This is a genomic window from Effusibacillus dendaii (assembly GCF_015097055.1).
GTDB lineage: Bacteria > Bacillota > Bacilli > Tumebacillales > Effusibacillaceae > Effusibacillus > Effusibacillus dendaii.
The window spans coordinates 2,634,646-2,656,863 of sequence record NZ_AP023366.1 but is presented as its reverse complement, the minus strand read 5'-3'; the positions used below and the strand labels follow the sequence as shown (position 1 = coordinate 2,656,863).

The 22,218-nt window shown below is 43.0% G+C and carries 16 protein-coding genes and 1 pseudogene; 2 read left to right on the top strand and 15 right to left on the bottom strand.

The features are described from left to right. Nucleotides 1–6: 6 nt before the first annotated feature. From rfbD to skT53_RS14190, 15 genes and pseudogenes are all read right to left on the bottom strand, one after another. The gene (gene rfbD / locus skT53_RS14255) at nucleotides 7–858 is read right to left on the bottom strand and encodes a dTDP-4-dehydrorhamnose reductase (RefSeq protein ID WP_200758179.1); all 852 of its coding nucleotides are present in this window, start codon (nucleotides 856–858) and stop codon (nucleotides 7–9) included. Beyond that, a complete protein-coding gene (rfbB, locus tag skT53_RS14250) occupies nucleotides 855–1,877 on the bottom strand; it encodes a dTDP-glucose 4,6-dehydratase (protein ID WP_200758177.1) in 1,023 nt (340 codons plus the stop codon). Before rfbB ends, rfbD begins: the two co-directional genes overlap by 4 nt. 19 nt (nucleotides 1,878–1,896) lie before the next feature. Further along, on the bottom strand, nucleotides 1,897–2,640 hold the full coding sequence (locus skT53_RS14245) for a sugar phosphate nucleotidyltransferase (RefSeq protein ID WP_200758175.1): 744 nt from the start codon (nucleotides 2,638–2,640) through the stop codon (nucleotides 1,897–1,899). Next, complete coding sequence (locus tag skT53_RS14240) at nucleotides 2,637–3,470, bottom strand: glycosyltransferase family 2 protein (protein WP_226375225.1); 834 nt, start codon at nucleotides 3,468–3,470, stop codon at nucleotides 2,637–2,639. Before skT53_RS14240 ends, skT53_RS14245 begins: the two co-directional genes overlap by 4 nt. Before the next feature lie 20 nt (nucleotides 3,471–3,490). Next, nucleotides 3,491–4,306, bottom strand: coding sequence for a sugar phosphate isomerase/epimerase family protein (locus tag skT53_RS14235; protein ID WP_200758173.1), 816 nt, complete (start codon nucleotides 4,304–4,306; stop codon nucleotides 3,491–3,493). Then, nucleotides 4,306–5,076 carry an NAD-dependent epimerase/dehydratase family protein gene (locus skT53_RS14230; RefSeq protein WP_200758172.1) on the bottom strand — a complete coding sequence of 257 codons (771 nt, stop codon included), beginning with the start codon at nucleotides 5,074–5,076 and terminating at the stop codon, nucleotides 4,306–4,308. The genes skT53_RS14235 and skT53_RS14230 overlap by 1 nt, the downstream gene beginning before the upstream one ends. After that, the gene (locus tag skT53_RS14225; protein ID WP_200758170.1) at nucleotides 5,073–5,864 is read right to left on the bottom strand and encodes a hypothetical protein; all 792 of its coding nucleotides are present in this window, start codon (nucleotides 5,862–5,864) and stop codon (nucleotides 5,073–5,075) included. Before skT53_RS14225 ends, skT53_RS14230 begins: the two co-directional genes overlap by 4 nt. Before the next feature lie 16 nt (nucleotides 5,865–5,880). Continuing rightward, nucleotides 5,881–7,353 (bottom strand): annotated as a pseudogene (locus skT53_RS14220) (transposase). Nucleotides 7,354–8,393: 1,040 nt separating this feature from the next. Continuing rightward, nucleotides 8,394–12,395, bottom strand: coding sequence for a glycosyltransferase (locus tag skT53_RS18585; RefSeq protein ID WP_226375224.1), 4,002 nt, complete (start codon nucleotides 12,393–12,395; stop codon nucleotides 8,394–8,396). Nucleotides 12,396–12,475: 80 nt separating this feature from the next. Beyond that, on the bottom strand, nucleotides 12,476–13,978 hold the full coding sequence (locus tag skT53_RS14210) for an ABC transporter ATP-binding protein (RefSeq protein ID WP_200758168.1): 1,503 nt from the start codon (nucleotides 13,976–13,978) through the stop codon (nucleotides 12,476–12,478). Then, nucleotides 13,968–14,813: an ABC transporter permease gene (locus skT53_RS14205; RefSeq protein ID WP_200758166.1), complete on the bottom strand. Its 846-nt coding sequence runs from the start codon at nucleotides 14,811–14,813 to the stop codon at nucleotides 13,968–13,970. The genes skT53_RS14210 and skT53_RS14205 overlap by 11 nt, the downstream gene beginning before the upstream one ends. Before the next feature lie 543 nt (nucleotides 14,814–15,356). Continuing rightward, nucleotides 15,357–16,964 (bottom strand): IS1634 family transposase, encoded by a 1,608-nt coding sequence (locus tag skT53_RS14200; protein ID WP_200758164.1) that lies wholly within the window; start codon nucleotides 16,962–16,964, stop codon nucleotides 15,357–15,359. Nucleotides 16,965–17,211: 247 nt separating this feature from the next. Next, on the bottom strand, nucleotides 17,212–18,273 hold the full coding sequence (locus skT53_RS14195) for a class I SAM-dependent methyltransferase (protein WP_226375451.1): 1,062 nt from the start codon (nucleotides 18,271–18,273) through the stop codon (nucleotides 17,212–17,214). A gap of 630 nt (nucleotides 18,274–18,903) precedes the next feature. After that, nucleotides 18,904–19,032 carry a hypothetical protein gene (locus skT53_RS18900; RefSeq protein WP_264175972.1) on the bottom strand — a complete coding sequence of 43 codons (129 nt, stop codon included), beginning with the start codon at nucleotides 19,030–19,032 and terminating at the stop codon, nucleotides 18,904–18,906. 151 nt (nucleotides 19,033–19,183) lie between these two features. After that, complete coding sequence (locus skT53_RS14190) at nucleotides 19,184–19,573, bottom strand: S-layer homology domain-containing protein (RefSeq protein ID WP_200758160.1); 390 nt, start codon at nucleotides 19,571–19,573, stop codon at nucleotides 19,184–19,186. Nucleotides 19,574–19,923: 350 nt separating this feature from the next. Here skT53_RS14190 and skT53_RS14185 point away from each other — a divergent pair, with 350 nt between their 5' ends. Continuing rightward, nucleotides 19,924–21,105, top strand: coding sequence for an MGDG synthase family glycosyltransferase (locus skT53_RS14185; RefSeq protein ID WP_200758158.1), 1,182 nt, complete (start codon nucleotides 19,924–19,926; stop codon nucleotides 21,103–21,105). Beyond that, nucleotides 21,102–22,217 (top strand): MGDG synthase family glycosyltransferase, encoded by a 1,116-nt coding sequence (locus skT53_RS14180; protein ID WP_200758157.1) that lies wholly within the window; start codon nucleotides 21,102–21,104, stop codon nucleotides 22,215–22,217. Before skT53_RS14185 ends, skT53_RS14180 begins: the two co-directional genes overlap by 4 nt. Nucleotide 22,218: the final 1 nt, after the last annotated feature.

Sequence of the window (22,218 nt, the reverse complement as noted above, 5' to 3'; positions counted from 1 at the left end):
TCCCGGTCAGAAATTTTGGTTTTTGAATTCCTGCATGAAATCTTTCAACGCTTCCCGCCAGTGCCGTAGATCGGAGAGACCGTTTGTCCGAATGGCCATGTGATCGAGTACAGAGTAGTTCGGTCTGGCTGCAGGACGGGGAAATTCTTCTGTGGTACAAGGATTCACATTTACCGTGATGCCACTTTCTTCGAAGATTGCATTCGCAAACTCAAACCAGGAACAAACCCCTGCATTGGTTGCGTGATAAATTCCATAAAAATCGGTTGTTATCAATTGCTCAAGAAAATGAGCCAAATCGACCGTATACGTGGGCGAACCGATCTGGTCATTTACCACTTGAAGTGACTCCCGTTCCTTGCCCAGCTTCAACATGGTTTTGACAAAATTATTACCGTGCAGGCCATACACCCAAGATGTTCTCACAATGAAATGCTTGGTTGTCATCGTTTGTACAAACTGTTCACCAGCATGTTTTGATTTTCCATACACGTTGATAGGGTTGGTATGGTCATATTCCCTGTACGGGCTTTCAGCCATTCCGTCAAATACGTAATCGGTACTGATATAACAAATCTTGCCTTCGACTTCTCGGGAAGCAAGGGCAATATTTCTCGTTCCCAACGCATTTAAACGATATGCCTGATCTTCTTCCGATTCGGCGAGATCAACAGCCGTATAAGCAGCCGCATGTATGATTATATCTGGTCTGATTGAACGAACCACTTCACGGCACTGTGTCAGATCTGTGATATCCAATCTATCACGGCCAAACCCGTGTACTTCGTGACGTTCACTTAAAATTTTCACAACATCTTTCCCGAGTTGTCCATTTGCACCTGTCACCAGTACTCTCATTTATTAGCACCCAACCGCTCTCCATATTGTTTCTCGTAATATTCCTGATAAGCTCCCGACTGAATCCGTTTCCACCAATCCTGATGGTCAAGATACCATCGGATTGTTTCCTTGATACCAGTTTCAAACGTATATTTTGGTTGCCACCCCAATTCCGTTTTAATCTTTTTCGCGTCAATCCCGTAACGGCGGTCATGCCCGAGACGATCTGACACAAATCGAATAAGGGATTCCGGTTTACCCAATTCGTGCAGAATCGTTTTTACAATATCAATATTAGTTCTCTCATTATTGCCACCAATGTTGTATACTTCCCCGTTTTTCCCTTTGTGAATCACGAGATCGATGGCCGAACAGTGATCGTAAACATGCAGCCAGTCTCGGATATTCAAACCGTCACCATACACGGGCAGAGGCTTGTCCGATAGAGCATTGGCAATCATCAACGGTATCAGTTTTTCTGGAAACTGATACGGTCCGTAATTGTTGGAACAACGGGTAATGTTAACCGGCAGACCAAACGTTTCATGATACACCCGGACAAGCAAGTCGGCCCCCGCTTTACTCGCCGAATAAGGACTGTTTGGAGCGAGCGATGTTTGTTCTGTAAACAGTCCCGTTTCCCCTAATGTACCATATACCTCATCAGTTGATACCTGAACATATTTTTTAACTCCATATTTTTTTGCCACATCGAGCAACACCTGTGTTCCCATCACATTCGTTTTAACAAATATATCTGGGTCCGTGATACTCCGGTCAACATGAGATTCCGCAGCAAAGTTAACTACCACGTCAACTCCACGTTTAAAAAGCTCATCAACCAATTGGCGGTCTATGATATCCCCTTTTACAAAGGAGTAATTAGAATGTCTTTCAATATTGTGCAGATTCTCAAGGTTTCCAGCGTACGTTAAAGCATCCAGATTGATAATTTGATAATTCGGGTACTTATTAATCATGTAGTGGACGAAGTTACTGCCTATAAATCCTGCTCCACCGGTAATAAGAAGTCTCATTTCATTCCACTCCGCTTTATTATAGTTTCAACTTACCGAAATCGTCCCCAAAGTAAAGATCCTTTGCCAGCTCATTGGCGCGTGTTAAGGATCCATGAGTACCTGCATCTGTCCACCATCCCTGCAGAACATCATAGGTCAGCTCATTACTCTGAATATAGGCATTATTAACATCTGTGATTTCCAATTCCCCCCGGCCGGATGGAACTAGGGTTTTGATGATATCGAATACACGACTGTCATACATATAGATACCCGTTACTGCAAAAGAGCTCTTGGGAACTGAAGGTTTTTCCTCAATCGAAACAATCTTGTCACCCTGCAGTTCCGGAACTCCGTACCGTTTAGGATCGTGTACTTCTTTAATCAAGATTTTGGCGCCTTTTTGCTGTTGCTTAAAGTTTTTAACATAATCTATTATGCTATCAGAGAACACATTGTCTCCAAGAATCACAACCATTTGCTCGTTTCCGACAAACGCTTCCGCCAATCCCAGAGCTTGGGCAATTCCACCTGCTTGGTCTTGAACCTTGTAAGTAAATTCTACACCTAATTCACGGCCACTTCCCAAAAGGTTGACCACATCCCCCATGTGATCCTTTCCGGTCACAATAAGGATTTCCTGAATATCTGCTTCACGCAGTTTATAAATAGCGTGAAAAATCATCGGGTATTTACCTACAGGCAGTAAGTGCTTATTTGTTACTTTTGTAAGTGGATAAAGACGGGATCCAGTTCCACCCGCCAGGATAATGCCTTTCATTCTATTTCCTCCCGGTTGTGTGTGATCGGACTAACATAACACTTAACATCATACTTTTTTAAAGCTAAATTGAGAAGAATCTTTAGCAGTGTAATATTTCCCTTTAGTGGACTAATTTTTGTAGGGGTTTTACCGGTTTTCGGGTACTTTCGGATAACGGGAATTTCTTTTACTTTATATCCCATTCTAGGGGCTTTGACAGAAAGATAGGCTAAGAGTTCATATGTGTCAAATAGGTCCCTGAAAGGTTGAACTCTCGGATCCAGCAAAAGTCTACGGGAATGTCCACGAAACCCATTCGTAGTATCCGAATATTTAAATCCAGATAACATAGAAATGACCGGAACATGAATTAACTTAATGGCAAGTCTTCGAATCAACGGTGTATTGATTGCCTGACCGCCTGGTACATGTCGGGAACCTTGTACAAAATCCGCACTGGATTCCAGTTCTTTGATAAAGTCAGGGATCGACTCCATACTATCCTTGTTGTTACCATCAACTGTAACAATTCCTTCGTATCCCTCCCGAATCGCATACGCGAATCCCATACGCAATTGTGCGCTGAGCTTTCCTTTATCCGTTTTCACAAGCAACGCCTTGACTCCCATGGATTTGAGAAAATCCAATTCCAATGAACCATCGGTACTTCCGCCATCCGCAATGATGATATCTATCCCCTTGGCGACCTCGGCCATCCTCTGCAATTGATTACGAATTCTTTCCCCTTCATTGATAACAGGAATACAAACACAATACTTTGATGCGCGTTCCTTAAGTTCGATTAAATTATGTTTTGGTATTTGCCAACTATCATCATTCATTTTCATTCCATATACCTCATTTTACGTTAATTTCCATATGTCTTCACCACAAATTCTATAGCCGATCTTACCGACGAGAAATTAGAGTCCGACAATCCACTTTTCATTTCAATCGAAACCCAATTCCTGTATCCCAGCGACTTCAAAGCTTCAGCTATTTTCAAATGTTCGTCTTGTCGCTCCCCTACCAGTTGAAGATAAGGCTCACTGATATGAAAATGATTTAGAAACGGCAAACACTTTTCCAGGGTTGAATAATAATCTTCACCATTTAATATCATGGCCGCACTGTCGAGGTGCAAACCAAATCCAGGGCTGTTCACTTCTTTTACCAGTTCAAGTCCTTGAAGCGAAGTGTTTATAAAATCACAACCATATTCCGCTGGATTCGGTTCTATACAAAATTTCACATTACACTTCTCTGCAATTTTGCCCAGATCGGAGAAAAATTCTGTTGCTATGGTCCATACCTTTCTCTTATCCAAGTTTCGGACTGACCGGTTTTTGGGGGATCCAAACACTAACACATGAATTCCAAGCTTTGAAGACAAAACAATAATCTTTGACAGATACTCTTTCGTTTTTAACCTGACATCTTCATCGTCAAAAATCGTTAACTCTGGACGGCCGAAGAGCAAAGATTGCATGGCAACAATCTCAATATTTTTGCCTTCCCAGAATTGTCTGTAACCCCTGATTGAAACACCATCCTGCTCGAGAGGAGTTTCCCATATTTTTGTAGGGGCGATTTCAACTCCCCGAATCGAAAGTGATTGCATCAATGCGGAAATCTCTTCTTCTTCAGGATTGTCCCAAGCAATGTTAGAAATAGAAATTTTCATTATTCAACCCTCTTTTGCTCGGCAACAAATTGTTTTATCTGTTCGAGCACATGCTGTTTCGAACACATATAGTTTAAGTCTTCTCCAAAGAGGTTTGAAAACTTGGAACGCATGTCGTAGTATACTGATGGTTTCTCAGTAACATTTGAAAAGTCAACTCCAAAGCAGTTTAAAGCAACTTCCTTTGCAGTGACCGGTTCGGTTGCGAAATTCACGATTTCAAGATTGTTCTCAAGTGCTATTTGAATGTCCTTCCATAAATTCTTCAAATTATAGAACTGGAAGGCACTTTCATAATGGGTCAGATGCAGGCAGTTATTGTTAAGTAGATCATAAATAAAATTTTTCTTGAGGCCTGTACCGAAAAGTCCGGGCAACCTAATGGTCAAAGTATCCTTACAATGCTCTCTTGCAAACTGTTCCAGATAAAATCTATGTCTGCCATAAGGATCGATTTCACCCGGCTCGATTACCGTATCTTCATCTACCAGAATAGGATTTTTGTAAACATCCACTGTGGAAATAAGAATAAACTTTTTTGTCTCCACTTCTTTCAGATTTTCAATCAAAGAATTGATATTCCGTAAATCCTCTTCAGGATTTTGATTCGCTTTCCATTTAACGGCAGAGGCACCTGCACAAACGATCAAATCAAAATTTTTACCCTTTATATCTGATATGTTCTTTGAATTGAACAAGCTGTCAAAAGTGGTCTGCTTAAGCAGCGTTTGGCCAACGAATCCTGTGTAGCCTATTAAACATCGACTCATACAGATTCTCCTTCCAAAGTTTTCAAGAACTCATTCCTTGCAGCAGTGGCTGCCGCTTCCAGTTCTGCAAAATTTGGCATTAGGTAATGTTCTTTATCTTTGTAGACCTCTACTGATTTCAAACTGTAAAAAGGCCTGTCCTGCACTTCAATAAGAACCCGGGCAAGATATTCCCCCAGCATCCCCAAGATAAAAAACAATCCTGCAAATCCGGTTGCCACTAGGATCATAATAGTGGTCCAGCCTTCGACCACTTTTTCGTTAAACAAATAGTTGTAAAATGCATATCCGATCATCAAAACCGAAAACAGAAAGAACCCTAGAGACAGATAATGAGCAACTTTTAAACCGTAGTTAGAAAAGGATACTATAACATCAAACGCCAAAGTAACGTTTTCTCTATTAAGTTTTTTAGGAGGTTTTTTGACTTCGGGAAGCGGTTCATATTCCAACTTGGTTTGCCCGTAACCTGTGAATGCATAAAGAGCCTTTCTGTATCTTACTTTTTCTTTATGATTAAGCATCGCGTTCAAAGCCCTACGTGATACTATTTTTAGACTTTCGGTCGATAAACTCAGATCCAGAAAAGATAACTTGTTAATTAATGCGTAAAAGAGTCTCGAATTGATTCCAGGTTTCTTTGAGGAAGCCGCCGAAACAATATCGTATCCGCTTGTCGCGGTTTTGAACAATTGGTTCAGGATATTGACTGGATAATCCATGATCGTCGATTCGATCTCGAACACGAATTCTCCAACAGACCTGTTCAATCCGGCCAACATCGCCAACTCTATTCCATGTTTCCTAGAAGTCCGGTGAAAAATGCCGGTTTACGGTGTGGAATGGCCTTATGCACGAAAAAATAGCTGAACATAACCTGGAAATGGCAGAGGTTAGAGTTTCTTCCCTGATCACGGATTCCGGATTTTGGCATGCCAAAATACCGGTTTGAGGTCGTTTTTTCTTAAACCGGCATAACCTTTTCAAATTTTGGACGATGGCGGTCAGTAATGTCTGCTCTTGCATACTCTCCAGCCCCCTACTCCGTGCACGATCCAGCCCGTGCACCGTTTTTGCTTCTGCAAAGGCATGTTCGCAACGAGTACGCCTTTTTTGGATCTGTCGATACTTGCCTTCCAGTTGGATTCGTTTGGCTTTGTTTTTGATCAGAACTTCTTGTACTTTGACCTCTCTTTTTCCCTGTTTTTCTGGATCATGGGTTTGTCTGTTCCAGGTTGGGATCGGTTAAAGTTCCAGATTCCGAAGCGAAACAAGCGGAATCATCCCTTGTGCAAATAATGCGCCAAGATATTCCGGGGTTCCATATGCTTTGTCGGCGGATACGGTGCGAATCCGAATCGTCGGATGTTGAAAACGAAGGGCTGCCAGTTGTCGAAGGCTGATCTCCCGTTCCGCCGTGCCCGCCGCAAGACTTGCCTGCGTTGACAAAATGACGCCTGAAGTCACATCGACGACGTTATGGACCAAATAGCGCAAATAGGCCTCCTGCCCTTTGCTCTTCTTGTATAACCGGGCGTCCGGATCGGTTACGCTTCGGTGTGTCGCATTGGAAAACTTCTTGCCGTGAAAGTCTTCATGGACAGCCTCTTCTTGTAAGCGTGTCGTCTCTGAAGCGGACCTTACGGAGGACGACGGAGGGGGATCGGAATCCTCCTTTTTCGGGTCCACAGGCATTTCGTCTTGATCCTGACGAGCTAATTCTGACAAGTACTCCTCAATGGAATGCACCGGGGCCAATGTGATTTCCTGCAGGCTGTGAACGGATGCGTTGGCTCGTACCTGCGATCCGTCCACCCCTGCGTGGACGTCCGGTTTTACCAAGCCAGCCGCAATGCACTGATCGACAACATGGATCATCATTTGCTCGAAAATCCCATGCTTTCGCCACAATTTGCGGGTCTTAACCAAGGTCGTTCGATCCGGAAGGGAGGGACGGTTCGGACTCGGTCGCTGAACGGATTCGAAATCCAGCCCGCAAAACCACAAATAGCCCGCATGCATAGATAGCAATTGATACAATTCCCGTTCGGAGTGGTTGAACAGGTAGGAAAGCAGCATCAATCGAACCATCCGCTCCGGGTCAGCCGCCGGGCGGCCGGTACGTTCCGTGTACAGCGGCGCCACCCAGTCATGGACAACGGAAAAATCAAGCGCTTCGTTCAGTTGGCGCAGGATATGCTTTTTGGGCACCAGTTCGTCCATGTCCACAAATTGGAACATCTGAGGCTGGATGGCCGATGACTTACGAGCTTCCATGTTCAATCACTCTTTCGATGGTTTGTTATAGTATCAATTCGGCAAACCCGTGGTAAAAGCCTGCTAAGGCGGGCTTTTTCACCGAACTTCTAGAATGATTGTACTATCAAGCCACGCGGCCAGTGTTGAATGAGATACTGCTTATTTTCATCAAAAGGAAGATTCCAAACCGGAAAAAGGTAGCCGAAAAGTTCCGGATTCTTGCCCTCTATAATCCAGTTTTTCGAGAAGGCCTAATCGAGTACGATAACACCTTGAAAGTCATGATCGATTTGAAAGGAAGCACTGCGTGTCCCCACTTTAACATTAGGCCTATCCCACCATTATTCGGGAGCAGTCCTGCAATAAAATATCCAATGCATCAAAGTCCTGAATATTCCCTGCTGTCATTGAGAGCACGAACAGCTGGGAACAGTACTAAATAATTTTTTCTCTCTGCATTTCTTCTTGCTATCTTAACTGTGGAAAAGGGCATCACTGGAAGCCATCCCCCCCCCCCCGTAATGAACCATGTTGATTTATGAAATGTCACACCGGACACGCCGATTAAAATTGCGTACGGACAGCTATATCAGAACGGCAATAGAGAGTTAACAGAAAATGAAGACATATTACCAAAATATACACATGCAGTAAAACAAAAATATCAAACTAAATTGGGCCGGACGCATTAAGTAATTCAGAATATAGAAAATATCCGATTCCAGTGACTAAAAAAAGGTGTACCTATCCCGTTTTTCATATTGATGAGTGTGATTTTCTCCTAACCCAAACTTCTTTTAATAAAAACTAACCAAGGTTCGTCTTGATGTGCTGAAGCAGCCGGATCTGATACAGCAAGAGTATCCGTGTCACAAAATATTTGCGGCCCATTTATGGCTTATTCGCTTTGCGACAAGGTAAAACTTTGAAATACAATTAGATAAAAAACATGAGTGGAGCTATCAAGAGAAATACCCATATTAGCCAACGATTCTTGTTGAAAAGATTACGTTTTCTAGCATGAATACCTCCATTTGTTAATGAACATATCTACTTAACTATCTCACAGGAACCCCTAACGAAAAATCCTCTCGATCTAGTGTTAAGTTCGGATTGTAGAACGGGTCATTTAATAGAAGATCACCCCATCGTTCTTTCATAAGGTCAATCTCTTTCCGAAATCTCAATTGTTTTTCCGGGGTATCTTCGTGTCCCCTACTTTTGGATTCATAGTGATAAAGTCGAACATGAGGTAACCATACATTATAAAGTCCCTTTTCACTTAGTTTCAAACAGAAATCAACATCGTTAAAAGCTACTGCCAACTCCTCATCCAATCCTCCTATCTGTTCAAACACTTCTTTTCTTACCATTAAGCAAGCTGCTGTAACTGCGGAATAATTTGTTACTAAACGCAAGCGATAAAAGTATCCAGGACTCTCAGCGTCAAAATGTTTATGACTGTGGCCAGCAACACCACCAACCAGTATTACACCCGCATGTTGGATCGTTTTATCCGGGTAAAGTAACATCGCCCCAACAGCGCCAACACTTGACCGTTGAGCTTGACCTGCCATTTCCTCCAGCCAGTCAGGAGAAATGACTTCCACATCATTATTTAATAGTAAGATCAACTCACCTCTCGCCAACTTAACCGCCAAATTATTTAATCGTGAGTAATTAAAGGGTATCTCCATACGTTCTACCCGTACACGTTCCGGTTCCCTTTCAATCCATTTTTCAAAAGTATCAAATGTTTGTTGTTGCTCGCTGCCGTTATCAATAATGATAACTTCAAAATTTTTATAGGTTGTCTTTTGAAAAATAGAACTCAAGCATATATCAATGACATCAGCCATATCTCGAATCGGGATTAAGATTGAAATGAGGGGCACTCCCTTTGGACGGTGATGAACCCGATAAACATTCGGAGTATCTTTCACCGCTTCTACCCACCCGTCAATTTTTCTGCGAACCAAGGCCTCTTCAATAGCACGCAAACTGGCGTCTTGAGTATATCCTTTTGAAACAGCGCTTGACGCCGTTGATTGAGGAATAGTTCTCCAATGATATAAGATTTTAGGAATATGAAAGATTCGATCGGTCTTCTCAGTCAAACGAAGGACCAAATCGTAATCTTGGCTTCCCTCAAATCCTTTACGGAACCCTCCTACACTACGAACGAGACTAGTCCGATACACCCCTAAATGGCAGGTATACATCTGAGACAAAAATGTATCTGGTGACCAATTAGGCTTAAAAAACGGTGAATGCCTTAGTCCATCTGGACTAATCTTATCTTCATCACTGTAGATCATATCTGCATCAGGGTATCGATTAAGTAAAATAACATTTTCATAAAGAGCATCAGGAGTTAATTCATCATCATGATCCAATAAAGCAACGAATTCTCCTGTTGCAAGTTCTAAAGCTGAATTGGAGGCCTCTGAAATGTGTCCGTTAGCTTCCCGAAAGACCACCTTTATACGGGGGTCTTTTGTGGCATATTCTTTTAGGACTTTCTTTACGTGAGACTTAGGAGAAGCATCGTCAGCAATGCACAATTCCCATTTAGGATAGAGTTGGTTTCGTACCGATTCAATACATTTTCGCAACCAACGTTCTTCCACGTTATAAACGGGTACAATTACAGAAATCAAAGGTTGATATGGCAATGTTGCAATATCATCCAAAATCTCTTGTCTTTTCTCGTTTGTCAGCTTCGTTAATTTCAGCCACTGTTCATAGTCTTTAAACTGATCCCTTAGTATGTCACTTTTTGAAGGACACTTGGCCCTATTCCAAAGACCACGAATCCCCTCATTCGAATAAATTCTTAACGCTTTTTGAACAAGGTTGATGAGACTGGAAAATGAACTTCCGTGTATCCGCAAATATGATTTCAAAGATTTCTTAACAACATGTAACCGACTAATTTTGACTATTGTTATATCCGATAACATGAATTGGCCTGGTTCTTCCCCAGGATCTAGTCTAAGAGACTTAGCCATGGGACTTAAATTGACGTATGCAGATTGAACATTTCCTTCTGGCAAGATTGAACCAAGATTTAGGCTCTGACTTTCATTGATACCCGCACCCTCGTCCCAGTATATCTTTAAAGGTATTAAAGAATCCGCCATTGAAACCCACGAAATTTCTACCCACCCAACCGGGAAACTTCCCTGAAGAAGAAACTGAGGGTCATTCCCAACCGATTGCCAAACGCCCGCCTGACTCCCAGGTTGCAATTGATTAACGGGTATAAGTTGCAAACGATACTTTCTACGGAGAAGTATTTGAAGACTGTTTTTGGTTGCCTGCTTCATCTTTCGGGCTTTGGTACCCAGCCAACGGAAAGGAGCGGTAGCCTTCCATGAAGTAGAACCAAGCAGGTCATCTAGCTGATGGCCTTTTTTCTGCAAGTCAAATTTTAAACTCGACAATTCATTAGTTAGATGAGACAACTGATCTTCTTTTTCCGTCAGTTTCATCTGTATTCTCGATAACTCATTGGTTTGTTCAAGCAACTGTTCTTCTTTTTCCGTCAGCTTCATCTGTATTCTCAATAACTCATTGGTTTGTTCAAGTAACCGTTCTTCTATTTCCGTCAGTTCAATCATCATTTTCGACAACTCAACGTCCTGTTGACTTATCTGCTTTTGTTTATTCACTAACTCTGCAGCATATTGATTTAATTGTGTCTTCTGGTTATTGAGCTCACTTTCCAACAGTTTTGTTAAATCAGAGGAAATTTGTTCCTCTGCTTTCATGACCAGTCGTAGTATTACAGGTCCCTTATCTAAAATCGTGACCCCATTAATAAAAAGTTGAGGATCCTCATTTATTGAAAGGAATTTGAATGTGCCCTTGGTTGTCAGTGGCAATACACCAGTCCCTGCAGATAATCCTTCAAAGTTATTGTCTGAAGAGCAGTTTTTCAATAACTCAAGTTTCTCTACTTTTTGAGTTTCTTTAAAAAGTTCTATTGATTTGATCTCAACAAACGCAGGGAAGTTAACTGGATCTATTCGTAACGAACCTATTACACTGGATGGTAGAGATAATTCATAAGTATGCAACATGCCATCAGGATTCACACTGACGATTTTAGATTTTTCTTCTGAATACCCACCGTTATCGTTCCAATAAATTTGCAAACTTTGATGTATATTATTTGTAGGATTAAAGCTCGAACTTATCATTTTAGTATAACCGACATACTCATTGAAAAGCTTATGTATATTATTTTTGAATTCAGCTGATTGAAGCACAGGATGAGTCTTTTCTGCTTCAAGACAGTAACGGTAAGTAGATAGTACTGAACTTGGGACTTTCTCATCTTCCATTAACTTTTCGACATTAGATTGACTATGTCGGAGACTGGGCTTAAGAAATTTCTTCATCTCGTCTCTCAATTTAAAGTCATCTTCAGGCCAAGGAATATTACAAACTGTCGCGACATCCTTTAAAGTGGAATTCCAGTCCTCCAAAAACCGATCATAGTGAATTACGATACGATCTGAGTCGTTCGAATACATTAGGGAGGATAAAGTATATAAAGTCCAAATTCCTAAAGACTTTTCTTTCGAAAAACCGTCCCTCTTTTCAAGAGAAGCCGCCACATCTAATGGGTTTCTCAACGTTATGACATAGGAGACATCAATATTCAACTCTTTAAATATCTCTTTCCAAAGAGGCAGTAACAAACAAGATCTTGGATCTTTCCACACCCATAAGGGATACTGTAAAAACTCATTATGAATTAAGTTAACCAACTCGTCTTTAAGAGGTTGAATTTCTGGCAGTTCCCACCACTTGTCTGGAAGTGGAATAGTTGTATCCCAATTAGAGGATAATCTATGAAGTATCTGTTCATGGATTTTTACTATCCCCATATGTTCCCAAAAACCTTCTGGATTGTTACCTTCCTTCGGCGGCATTAATTGTTCATGTTTACCAATATAAGCTCCAATTAAATTTAACGCACGAGTAATTGTGGATGTTCCACTTCGATGCATACCTAAAACGCATATCGCTTTTGATCTTTGAACACTCATGAAGTGTAAACCTCCCAGTTTACGTAATGGGGGGGAATTTGATAAAGTTCCACCACGACTTGTTATTTCTTGAATTATTTTTAACATTCATGCAAGGAGTGCAGAAAACCTTCGATTTTACTTTCTGGAATATCTGGACCGGCTACTTCTATAACTTCAGGAACTACGCTAAAGTCTACTATGGATGTCATTAAAGAATCTTCATTATGGAGTATTTTGAATGCAGCCAAATCAATTCCTCTATCAAGATAAACTTCACCTTCTTCAGTTAACCCCAATACTCCCCCATTTAGAAAATAGGTTCCCGTGTTTAATCTAGGCGTAAAGGTAAATTCAACTTTAACTATATCCCCACTTTGTAAAAAAGATACCCCCTCACCCGAGAACGATGAAACAGATCCGCCTAACTCAAAGCCACTCGCTGTCTTAATCAACATCCCAAACCGAAGGTTTTGACACGGTTTGTGAAATTTGACATAGTAACGCCAGATATATCTATCGCCTGGAATTAAAAGATTTACTTTTTCCCCGGTTAGAGTCGTGATTTCGGGATTATATATTTTAGCTCCACGGGATTCATATTGGAGTGTTTCTTTAGGAACCAAAAATGGATCGTACATAGCTCTCTGGCGAACTTGTTTTGCTTCTGAACTTTGTTCAACACGTTCTGCTCTCTTTTGAGTGCCAGCCAATTGTACTTTAGTATTCACTTCACCCGAAAACTGTTGAGATTGTTCTATCATCTCTTGACGTATTAATTCTTTTTTCGAAGCAGGTGCATAGATATATTTCTGATACAAGTTTACGACTCTTTTGCTTGGACCTATTAAGAGAGACTCACCAGAATCAAGCAACATGGCACGGTCACAAAGCTCAATGATCGTTGAACCGGAGTGAGAAACGAAAAGAATCGTGCCGCCTTGTCGCTTAAACTCTTCGATTTTGGCGTAACACTTACGTTGGAATAGTTCATCACCCACTGCAAGAGCTTCATCGACGATAAGGACTTCTTTGGGGATCATAGCTTGTACTGCGAAGGCCAGCCGAACTGCCATACCACTGGAATAGGTCTTGACTGGTTGATCGATGAAATCACCAATGTCTGCAAAGGCTACTATATCTTCAAAGAGAGAATCTGTATCTTCCTTGCTTAGACCAAGAATAGCACCGTTCATAAAGACATTTTCCCGCCCCGTGAACTCGGGGTTAAATCCGCTACCCAGTTCCAAAAGAGCGGCAACTCTTCCGTTCACCTGTACTTCCCCCTCAGTAGGGCTCAGAGTGCCGGCTATAATCTGTAATAATGTACTTTTACCGGATCCGTTGCGACCGATAATCCCTATAGTCTCTCCTTTTTTAACTTCGAATGACACATCCTTTAACGCCCAGAACTCCCGGTAATATTGCCGGCGACCTCGAAAAATACTTTGCTTTAAACGATCCTGCGGTCGATCATAAATTTGAAAACACTTACCAACATTTTTAACCGAAATGGCAATATTACTGGTAGCGTTTATATCAGCCGATTTTTCCGCTTGTTTAGTACTATTCAATTGATCAACTACTTTCACATCAGAGGACATCCGCAAACCCCCCTCTTGTACGCTGAAACCAAACATATCCCAAAACAGTAAACAGTCCACCAAGCAACGTACCAAACAATAACCAATTCCAATCCGGAAACTGTCCCCACACCAAAATTCTTCTCATATCCTCGACCACAAAACTTATCGGGTTCCAATAAAAGAACTCCTGAAACTCCTTAGGAATGGATGAAATCGGATAAAAAATCGGGCTCATAAACATCAAAATTTGAATGGCCACACCAATGACTTGCCCGATATCCCGAATATAAACACCTAAAGATGCAAGAAACCAAGCAAACCCCGTTGTAAATAAAACCAATGGCAGCAAAACCAACGGTAATAACACAATGGTCCAATGAAATGTCTGCAACAGAATTGCCAAACCCACGATCAAAATTACCAAACTAATCGCAAGGTTCACTAACGCCGAACCCAATGCCACTACAGGAAGAATTTCCAACGGAAACACGACTTTCTTCACATAATTCACGTTAGCCAGAATCAAACTGGGTGCCCTTGAGACCACTTCCGAAAACAAATTATAAGTAATAAGCCCACAAAACAAAACAAGTGCAAACTCCGTCTTGCTATCGCTTCCGACACCCCACTTCGCTTTAAAAATAACGCTAAATACGAATGTGTAAATCACGAGCATCAATAATGGGGTAAGAAACGACCAAGCTATCCCTAGATAGGAACCTTTGTAACGAGCTACCACTTCCCGTTTTGTTAATTGTTTAATTAATTCCTTATGTTTTATCAGGTTTGAAATTATTGAGAGCGGGTTCCAAACTGCTTGTTTTTGTTTGGCCACCTGAAGATGGGTTTGCATATGTTCCTCCAAATATAATGAAAATCGACTATACCCGCACACTTCGACACCATTCTACCATTCTTTTTCCTTGTATTCGATAGAAATCAGTTAACATAACAGGAATTTTCAAACAAACACCGAAGTTTTTGTTTCCTCCACAATCTTTTCATGCGTCACATAGCATGGATTGACCAAGTTTTATAAAATGGAAGTTTCCAAGTAATCAGAGTCCTTTTCATTGGTATCCATCAATTCATTCTCCAACATAAACCGCTCGCTCTGAGCCAACTCATCTACTAACTGAAACAAACCAGAAGAGCCTGCCCCGAAGTGAAGAATAGGCTCTCGCTTATTTTTCCGGCTTGCTCGGTCGCTTTCTAAAGTTCGTTTTCCAATAGGTCAATCACCCGTTTTTCCCACCAACCTCAGTACTCCAGTACAATGAACCCATAAGGTGAGACACAAGGAGGCGATAAATAAGTTATACTCAAGTTTGAAACGACACACAAAGGATTAGCCCATAATCTTTTGGATTAAGGGATTTCCTTGATTTCCCTGCCACTACACTCTTTCCTGCCATGTATCTGTCATTACTCTTGGCGGGGCTTGGGTTCCAATCGCCACAAAGGCTGCATTCGCTTCACCATGAAGTTCCGTGCGAATGATTTGCTCTTGACCTTCTACACGGATGAGAGATGCCTTCATCTGGCTGACATCGTGCAAGACATCTTTGACACTCGTGGTGCATCCCGTTTCTTTCAGACGCAACGCAAGATACGATTCCATGACCAAAGCGAAAAAACACACCATGATGTGCCCCCGAATCCGGCTTTCCCGGCGATGATACATCGGTCGAAGCTCCAAATTGTCTTTGAGGTTGCGAAAGGCTTGTTCCACTCGCCACAGTTCTTTGTACACCAACGCCGCCTCATCCGGTGTCAGCGACGAATTCGTGCGAATCGCATATTTGCCGTCGAACTTGGTATCTTCTTCGACTTTTGTTTCGTCGATTCGGGCGGATGCTTTGTCGATGGTGAGATATTGGGAGTACGCCCTGTTCTTTACAAGGCCGGAAGGCCCCAATTGGTCCAGCTTGCTTTGCAATTTCTCCAGGATCACTTGCCGGGAGGTCTCATCTCGTAGGGCTGCATCCGGATTATAGCAAAGAACATAGGTCTCTCCGTTGATTTCCTTCGACTTGATTTCGAGGTTCTTCCGGATTTTTTTGAACCGGCCGCGGATAGAAAGGAGTTCTTGCGCCTGTTGTGATTTGCGGAGTTTGACACCCACCACATATTCCATGCCCAGGGTACGGATTTGTTCCCGGTTGGCTTCACTCACCATTCCCCTGTCTCCCACAAGAATCACTTTTCGAACGGAGAACCGTTTTTTCAAATCCTCGATCACCATGCCAAAGGTTTTGGTGTCATGCAGGTTGCCCGGGAATACCTGATGGGCAATCGGAATCCCTTGTTTGGTCATGAGCAGGCCGATGACGACCTGCTTCCGATCCCCGCGATGATCCTTGGAATATCCGTATTGGGCAAGGTCATCGGTTTCCTCGCCTTCAAAGTAAGTGCTGGTCGTGTCATAAAACACCAAATCGAGGTCCAGCGTAGTGAGATCGGTGAGCCTGCCGTAAAGCTGCTGTTCAATCAAATCTTTGTGCTCAGTCAGAAAATCCAGAGCACGATAATAGTGGTGCAATGGGATGTCATCGAATCCCTGCGCATAGACCGTCTGTACCCACTGCCGAAAGATACGGTACTTGCTGAAGGGATCCATCAAGCGATTGAGGACCATGGCAAAGGTGGCTTCCTCGTACTGGACCGGAATCTCGGCATCATCCAACAGTTTCCGCAGGAATCGCCCCATCCCAAGTTGCTCCCAGATCTTGCGAAAGAGATACGCCGGTCCAAACTCTTTCGTCCACAAGACAGCGACGGAAGAGGCCCCTTGCCCATGAATCCGTTGCGCATAACGCTCTGAAAATTTGGCCAACCCCTCGATTAGGGTATCGAGCGAGCCCTGTTGTAAATCTTCCAGCCTCCCGAGAGTCAAGAGCGTTTGCTGACGAACTTTCTGATCGACACGGAATGTCTGGCAAAGTTGAAGATATTGACGGATGGAACCATCCTTGTTTTTCTGTTTGTTGATTCGAATAAACATAGCATCAATTGAATACCATTTATTTCAATAAAAAGAAACACAAAAGTTATCCACATAACACTACAAAGATGCTATAAAAAACAAAAAATGTGGATAATCCTTGTGCTTATCACACTCCGTTATCCACAGGCAGTGGTTTGGTGTCAAACTTGAGTTTAAGAATTAGGTAATATATAAGGCGACCGAAATTAAGCCGCCTTGCGTACACTAAGCCGCTTGCCAGATGAGATGGTAAGCGTGTTACTTCTTAGAATTTGACTTCAAATTCTCCGTATAATTTGTATAGAATGCCATCGCAATAACTGTAGACAAATAATCTTTTTGTACTACTCGGTATCTCCTTTTTATCAATATATATTTCCCAACCAGATATATTCATTTCAGCGCTATTATATGCTTGACCAACATCCTCACGTACAACGTCTATCTTTGTTTGGGAAATTATTTGGTGATTTTCATTTGTTACGATTACTTTTTCTGATGGTCTTTGAGTAATTGGATTCCTCGACCAACCACGTAATATATATTTTCTTCCGAGTAAATGCATAGAATCGAATGACCCAACAGATTCATTGTGCTCATCTATAAATTGATCCACTTTTATGAGTGGTAATTGTTGTCTTGTATCTGTTATGAGTTTATACGTAGGATCGGGTACTTCGTTATTGTTATCCTTATGATAAAATAAGCTCCAAGTTTGGCCATTTGGGTGAGGCCAATCTATAATTTTAAATTCCAGACCGCTTGCATTAGCAAGTTTGGCCATTGTTTTTTCTGTATAGTCTACACATCCAGGATACACCCATTCTGTTCCATCATAATCAGTGTCGCCTGAGATAAATGTTGCCGCAAGAATACCATGCGGAGCTAAACATTTCTTGACTTGATCTAAACATTGTGAAATCTGTTGTTGACTAGCATGGGAAAAAATAGATTGAGCGATTGCATAATCAAATACAACACCGAATTCACTTGCAGGGAAATCAGTTCTATATAAAAAACTTGGTAGTTTTAATTCTATTAAATCATCGCCTAATTGTTTTATTCCTTCCTTTACTAACCACTCCTCAGGTTCTATTCCGAAATAATTACCTGGTAAAAGATATGGCAATAACAATCTCCCAACTCTTAAGGAACCGCATCCAATATCTAATAGACGATGATGTTCCCTCAAACCTAAAAAAGTAAGCAGGTTAAATTGCATTGCCGAAACAATATCATATTTTTCCGGTGGACCAACAAAAGCGCGATAATGCTTTTCCCCTGCACTTAATCCAATACCTAATTCTTTTTTTGAAGTCAAATTCATTTCCAAGTATACTCCTCCCTCAATAAATTAATGTTTTCTACGTTTTTCTCGCACTCTCACAATATTTCACCTTTGATCTAAAGATCCCCAGATAACATATGCGTCAGCTGTTTACCCAACCTTGTATCTCCACTTCGACACCATTCTACCATTCTTTTTCCTCTTGTTCGATAGAAAGTAGTTAACATAACAGGAATTTTCAAACAAAAACCCGGAGAGTTCACCGCATCCGCCGCCAAAATAGCAGAAACGAAACACTCCGAGCACCTTATAACTCCATCCCCAAATTAATTTCCTCATAATCCGTTCAATACCGATCTGCCTCCGCCCCCTGCGGCGGCACCCTTTGTCCTTACCTAATGAGATCTGCTCTTGCCCTCCGTATCATACAGATCCCTTTTCCCTTACGTCTTAATGCTGTTCTCAATCCCATTCCACTTAAACGATCTCCAATCTCCCCATCCCCGCTTCTCATCCGCAAACACCCGAACCTCCGTTGCTTCTGGCACCCATCATTTTTCGAAGCAGCCGCATTCCAGACCACCGATACGTGATCGCCTGCTTTCAGGTCTGCCGCTGTAATCGTTTTTCCGCCTGCAAGCAGCAAGGTATGATCTGTGATGTTGACAGTCACTTACTGTCAGTTCCGTCCGCCCGGTTAGTAACCGAATCCAGTATCGTATTCCACATGTCTTGTACCTGATTCCCGTTGCCTATATCGACAACCAGCTGTTTGCCATCGTTTCGTACCTCTTTCACTTGTCCTTCAACCCGCACAACAACCGCTTGCTCATCTATTTGGGCCTGACTGGACAGGTAATTCCTTTTCCTTTCGCTTGGTCCACGATCACGTCAATTGTCCGCACGGTCGTCGATTGGAGAGAAAACCGTCCGTTGTCTGCCGGATACCCTACAATCGTCCATGCTGTACCGCTACTTGCACAGAAGGAGCCGCCCACGCGGGAATATCAGCCGCATCCACAAAAGAAAGCCGTGGATACTGAATCGCCTTCGCATCTTCTTCATATCCCAACACCCTTACCAGCAGGACGGCTGCCTCTGTTCGTGTAACCGCGTCGTTCGGGCGAAAACTGATGCCGTCGCCTCCCACCATAAGACCAAACCCGTTAACGATTTTAAGATAATTCAACTGTGATTCCGATAAATTTGCCAAATCTTTAAATGCAAGCGATTGATTCACCACATCTTTAGCGGAAAGCAGCGTTTGCAATCCAAGACCTTTGACCAACATAATCGCCACATCGAGGCGGCTCATTGGCTGGTCCGGCCGGAACGTCATATCCAAGAATCCGTATGCAATGTTTTGTCATCGCTCCCACTCTCCTTTGCATCTTATGTAACTTGGCTTCGCCAAGCCAAGCCTCTGGCGTAGGCGTGCCTTAGTTTCCCTTCTCCCCCACGCTACATGGTTTCGGAAATCTCTGGAAACTTGTGTCCGTACCCCCTCACATGATTCTCTCATTCAAAATTAATAAAAGCTTCATAATAGTTTTTTATACTAATAGTGTGTCAAGCTTTGCCCTGAATGTGACATCAAACGTGCAAAGTTCCCGTATCATGTTTCATACAATCGTTTTGAAATTTGATGTGAAAATTTGGTAGCATAGAAGTAACAGGGAGGAGAGGGTTATGACAGATTCTTTGTCGAGTAAAAGAATTCTGCTACTGTCCTCGAATTATGGAGACGGTCACCAGCAGGCAGCAGCCGCCCTACGGGAGGCGATTCGCTTGGGAAATCCGGATCACAAACCGATTATGTTGGATTTCATGCGTTGGTTCCACCCTTACGTCTATCCGATCAGTCGTTATGTGTTTCTGCGCGGTGTCCAGAAATTCCCTTCAGTCTACGGATACCTGTTTCAAAAAACACGCGGCGTTCATTCGTCCGCCATACTGAAAACGTTCAACCTGCTCAGTATTCGCCGAATGGTGCGGATGATTGAAGCAGTGAGGCCATCTGTCATCGTCAGCACGTTCCCCCTGGCAGCCGCAGCCGTATCTCTGCTTAAAGAACAGGGGTTGATCGATCTGCCGACTGTAACGGTCATTACCGACCATACGGATCATAGTTACTGGATCCACCCGTTTACGGATCAGTACATCGTAGGTTCTGAACCGGTTCGCCGAGCCTTGATCCGCTCCGGAGTCGAGCCGTCCAATATCTCGGTTACGGGCATTCCGATTCGGCCTGAATTCTCGCGATTACAGCCTAAGAAAACGATCCGGGAAAAACTCGGTCTGGATCCCAACTTGCCCACTGTGCTTATGATGGGCGGCGGAGTTGGAATTTTGGGTGAAGGTTTGATCGACCTGGCATCCTTTAACCATCTTCCGCATAACATTCAACTGATTATCGTATGCGGACACAATCAAAAATTGCTTCATCGTTTGGAGGAACAGCTTCCCGCCTCCAGACATCGGGTGATTCTCACGGGTTACATCGATTATGTTCATGAGTTAATGAACGCATCCGACCTGTTAATCACAAAAGCAGGCGGATTAACTACTTCGGAAGCCGTTGCCCAGCAACTTCCGATGCTGTTTTACAAGTCGCTGCCGGGACAGGAACGGGACAATGCCAAGTTCTTTCTGAAAGCGGGAGTCGCCACCGAAGCAGCAGATGATCGTGATCTGTTGGAAAAACTGGCGCATATTCTCAGTAACCCGCAAATGCTTTGGAAAATGGAACAAAATGCTCTCCGCTTCAACACGAAACGGTCAGCATTCGATGCAGCAGACATCATCCTGCAGGTCGCACGCAGACCGCAGACTCCATACTATTCGAATCAGGAATGGATTGCACAACTATGAATGATTCTCGCATATTGATTCTGTCATCCAGTTACGGTGACGGGCACTCGCAAGTATCACACGCATTACAGGCCGAATTTCAGGAAAAAGGAATCGCATCGGTAACCGTAGTGGATTTATTCGGGGAGGCGCATCCATGGATTAATGCCTGGGTGCGTCTTGCTTACTTGAAAAGCTATACGCTTGCCCCATCCCTCTATGGAGAGGTCTATGACAGAACGAAAGACCTGCCCTACGACGCACTTTTTTTTAAATGGTTGCGGTTATTTGGCAAGCGGAAATTGCAACATGTAATTCATAACGAACGCCCGGATGCTGTAATTCATACGTTTCCGATTCAAACGTTGGCCGCCATGCGGGACCGACTCGGCTTCCCGCTTTATCTTTACACGGTGATCACCGATTTCTCCCTGCACCAACGCTGGCTGCATTCGGGCATCGACCGATTTTACACAGCAACAGATGATTTACGGCAGAAGATCATGGATCGCGGGATACCGTCCGATAAGATTTATGTAAGCGGTATCCCGCTGCGCAAGGCATTCACGTCCATTGCGGACCCTAACATGATTTACCAAAAATACGGTTTGGCCCCCGCCAAAAAGACGATCCTCCTGCTGGCCGGGGCCTACGGTGTGATGCAGGACCTGGAAACTGTGATCGAGACAATCATACAAATCAGGGATTTGCAAATCATAGTGGTATGCGGTAAGAACCGCAGCCTGCTGGAGCATCTCAGGAACCGTTATGCGAAGCACCCTTTCGTATACCTGTTCGGGTTTACGGATCAAATACATGAACTCATGCAAATCTCGACCTGCATTTTTACAAAAGCAGGCGGCGTCACCCTGGCGGAAGCGATGGCGGTCAGTGTACCGGTCATTATTTTTCAACCGGTTCCAGGGCAAGAACGCGATAACGCGGAGTATTTGTCCCAAAAAGGAGCCGCCTGCATTATTCAAAACATATCGGAAGCCCGGAATAAACTGCCAGTTTTATTATCCGATACACAGCTTTTATCTGAAATGAAAGCGGCTGCCAGACAGCTTCAGAAACGGAACGCCAGTCAGTCCGTAGTGGAAGATATCTTGCAAATGATGGAAAGGCGTTGAT

Bases quoted from the DNA above. Each gene is read 5' to 3' on its own strand.
- skT53_RS14210 (WP_200758168.1), bottom strand. From the start codon at position 13,978: ATGTCCTCTGATGTGAAAGTAGTTGATCAATTGAATAGTACTAAACAA.
- rfbB (WP_200758177.1), bottom strand. From the start codon at position 1,877: ATGAGACTTCTTATTACCGGTGGAGCAGGATTTATAGGCAGTAACTTC.
- rfbD (WP_200758179.1), bottom strand. From the start codon at position 858: ATGAGAGTACTGGTGACAGGTGCAAATGGACAACTCGGGAAAGATGTT.
- skT53_RS14190 (WP_200758160.1), bottom strand. From the start codon at position 19,573: ATGACGTTCCGGCCGGACCAGCCAATGAGCCGCCTCGATGTGGCGATT.
- skT53_RS14180 (WP_200758157.1), top strand. From the start codon at position 21,102: ATGAATGATTCTCGCATATTGATTCTGTCATCCAGTTACGGTGACGGG.
- skT53_RS14195 (WP_226375451.1), bottom strand. From the start codon at position 18,273: ATGAATTTGACTTCAAAAAAAGAATTAGGTATTGGATTAAGTGCAGGG.
- skT53_RS14235 (WP_200758173.1), bottom strand. From the start codon at position 4,306: ATGAAAATTTCTATTTCTAACATTGCTTGGGACAATCCTGAAGAAGAA.
- skT53_RS14245 (WP_200758175.1), bottom strand. From the start codon at position 2,640: ATGAAAGGCATTATCCTGGCGGGTGGAACTGGATCCCGTCTTTATCCA.
- skT53_RS14200 (WP_200758164.1), bottom strand. From the start codon at position 16,964: ATGTTTATTCGAATCAACAAACAGAAAAACAAGGATGGTTCCATCCGT.
- skT53_RS14185 (WP_200758158.1), top strand. From the start codon at position 19,924: ATGACAGATTCTTTGTCGAGTAAAAGAATTCTGCTACTGTCCTCGAAT.
- skT53_RS14240 (WP_226375225.1), bottom strand. From the start codon at position 3,470: ATGAAAATGAATGATGATAGTTGGCAAATACCAAAACATAATTTAATC.
- skT53_RS14230 (WP_200758172.1), bottom strand. From the start codon at position 5,076: ATGAGTCGATGTTTAATAGGCTACACAGGATTCGTTGGCCAAACGCTG.
- skT53_RS14205 (WP_200758166.1), bottom strand. From the start codon at position 14,813: ATGCAAACCCATCTTCAGGTGGCCAAACAAAAACAAGCAGTTTGGAAC.
- skT53_RS18585 (WP_226375224.1), bottom strand. From the start codon at position 12,395: ATGAGTGTTCAAAGATCAAAAGCGATATGCGTTTTAGGTATGCATCGA.